The organism is Mesorhizobium sp. M7D.F.Ca.US.004.03.1.1 (genome assembly GCF_003998635.1).
In the GTDB taxonomy this organism is placed as follows: domain Bacteria; phylum Pseudomonadota; class Alphaproteobacteria; order Rhizobiales; family Rhizobiaceae; genus Mesorhizobium; species Mesorhizobium loti.
In genome coordinates this window covers 1-2,319 of record NZ_RZQG01000904.1, presented here as the reverse complement: position 1 = coordinate 2,319, position 2,319 = coordinate 1, and the positions used below count along the sequence as shown (strand labels likewise).

Annotated in this window: 4 protein-coding genes; 1 reads left to right on the top strand and 3 read right to left on the bottom strand. The window is 63.4% G+C overall.

Annotation, left to right across the window (positions count from 1 at the left end):
* Positions 1-521: pyridoxal-phosphate dependent enzyme (locus EN935_RS31660; protein ID WP_127373996.1), on the bottom strand; the 521-nt coding region annotated here is incomplete at its 3' end.
* 32 nt (positions 522-553) lie between these two features.
* Positions 554-1,213, bottom strand: a complete 660-nt coding sequence (locus EN935_RS31655) for a phosphoribosylanthranilate isomerase (RefSeq protein WP_127373995.1) — start codon at positions 1,211-1,213, stop codon at positions 554-556.
* 113 nt (positions 1,214-1,326) lie between these two features.
* Here EN935_RS31655 and EN935_RS31650 point away from each other — a divergent pair, with 113 nt between their 5' ends.
* Positions 1,327-1,545 carry a hypothetical protein gene (locus tag EN935_RS31650; RefSeq protein ID WP_126067293.1) on the top strand — a complete coding sequence of 73 codons (219 nt, stop codon included), beginning with the start codon at positions 1,327-1,329 and terminating at the stop codon, positions 1,543-1,545.
* A gap of 5 nt (positions 1,546-1,550) precedes the next feature.
* Here the strand turns inward: EN935_RS31650 and EN935_RS31645 are convergent, their stop codons facing one another.
* Positions 1,551-2,309 (bottom strand): M48 family metallopeptidase, encoded by a 759-nt coding sequence (locus EN935_RS31645; RefSeq protein ID WP_109666937.1) that lies wholly within the window; start codon positions 2,307-2,309, stop codon positions 1,551-1,553.
* Positions 2,310-2,319 lie beyond the last annotated feature (10 nt).

The window sequence follows — 2,319 nt, the reverse complement described above, 5'->3', positions numbered from 1 at the left end:
CCGGCGGTCACCGGCCGCACTTCGGCGCCGAGCAGCTTCATGCGGAAGACGTTGGGGCTTTGCCGGGCAACGTCGGTGGCGCCCATATAGACGACGCAGGGAAAGCCGAAGCGGGCCGCGACCGTGGCCGAGGCCACGCCGTGCTGGCCGGCACCGGTTTCGGCGATGATGCGCTTCTTGCCCATGCGCTTGGCCAGCAGGATCTGGCCGAGGCAGTTGTTGATCTTGTGCGAACCGGTGTGGTTCAGATCCTCGCGCTTGAAATAGACTTTTGCACCACCGAGATGTTTGGTCAGCCCCTCGGCGAAGTAAAGCTTCGACGGCCGTCCGGCATAATGGGTCGACAGGTCAGTCAGTTCTGCCCTGAAGTCCGCATCGTTCTTGACCTCATTCCAGTGCCGCTCCAAGTCGAGGATCAGCGGCATCAGCGTTTCGGCAACGAAACGACCGCCAAAAATGCCGAACATGCCCTGTTCGTCGGGTCCGGTGCGGAAGGAATTGGGTGTCGCCGGCTTGTTCATCGCCGATCTCCTGGCTTGTCGTTAAGGCATGATCAGGCGGCGCGGTTGTCCCGCGCTGCCCTGACGGCCCGGAAAAACTGTTCGATCAGCGCCGGATCCTTGACGCCCGGCGCACTTTCCACGCCTGAGGAAATGTCGATTCCAGGCGGGTTGGCAAGCCGAAGGGCATCGCCGATATTGGCGGCGTTGAGCCCACCGGAAAGCATGTAATCGACGCCGCCGTCAAGGCCGGCGAGAATGCGCCAGTCGAAGGCAACACCATTGCCGCCCGGCAGTTCGGAGCCTTTCGGCGGCTTGGCGTCGAACAGGAACCGGTCTGCTATGCCGATGAATGGCTTTATCCGCTCGAGATCGGCAGCCTCGCTGAGCGGCAGCGCCTTCATCACCGGCAAGCCGTAGCGGGCCTTGACCTCGGCCACCCGCTCCGACGTTTCAGAGCCGTGCAGCTGCAGCATGTCGGGCTGCATCTTGGCAACGATCTCATCCAGGAAGGCGTCGCTGGCATCGACGGCTACGGCAACCGCCAAAGCCTTGCCGCGCGCCGCCTCGCGCAGACGGCCAGCCTCGGCAGGTTCGACATAGCGTGGGCTTTTCGCGAAGAAAATAAACCCGACATGGCTGGCGCCGCCGGCCAGCGCCGCGGCCATTGCCCCATCAGTCTTCAAGCCACAAATCTTGATGTCGAGTGCCATGGCGCGGGAATTGGCATGAAAAGCGAAAAGAGTCGAGAAAAAGCATGCCGTTTGCCGGCACGGCCAAAGGCGCTACCTATGGATGGGACAGGATGCAAGGCGGGAGCACGATCATGGCCGACAGAACCGTTGCCGAACTCAGGCAGAAGATCACGCAGGCGCGCGAGGTCATTGCGCACCTGATGGACAAGGCCGCCTTCAACGGCGCCGAGGCACATCGGGCGCTCGACTATTTCGGCAGCGATGCCTTCGACGGCAATTTTTTGCCCTGGCCGCATCATGGTGATGAGGGGTTGCGACCGGACGAACTCAACGCGGCGAATGATGATTGAGGGAACTACTCGAACGCGATCGCCTGCAGCGCGCCGCCATTGCGCTTCAGCCATGCCTTGCAGCGCTCGGTGTCCGGGCAGAGCTGCTCGCACAGTTTCCAGAATTTCGGGCCGTGGTTCATCTCCTTCAGATGCGCCACTTCATGCGCGACGAGGTAATTGATGACCGGCGACGGCGCCATCATGATGCGCCAGGAAAACGACAGATTGCCGTCGGAGGTGCAGGATCCCCAGCGGCTTGACGTGTCCTTGAAGCGGATCGCTTTGGCGCGCTTGCCCAGCGCCTCGGTGTGCTTGACCACCAGCTTCTCGATCTCGCGCTTGGCCTCGCGCTTGAGGAAATCGGCGATGCGGCGCGGCAGATGGATGCGGTCGCCATGCACGATCAGCAGCGGACCGCGCTCGTCGCGCGACACGGTCACCGTGCCGCGTTTCGAAGGCTCATGGACGATGCGGTGCGCCACGCCGCGCACCGGAATCTTGATACCCGGCCGCACCTGCGGCCGCGCCGGTACCTTGGCCAGCCGCTGCTCCAGCCAGTCCTGATGGCGGTCGAGGAACTTTTCCACCTCGCCCCGCCGCAGGCCGGGCGGCACGGTGATGCGCAGGCCCCGGCCACCTGAATCGATGCGCAGCGTCAGCCGCCTTGCACGGTCGTTCTCGACGATCTTGAGCGGCAGCGAGCGGCCGGCAACGACGTGCTCGCGCTCTTCGACAGGCGCGGGCTTGGGCTTTGTCAGGTTGCGGAAGAAGCCGAATGACATGGCGCAACGA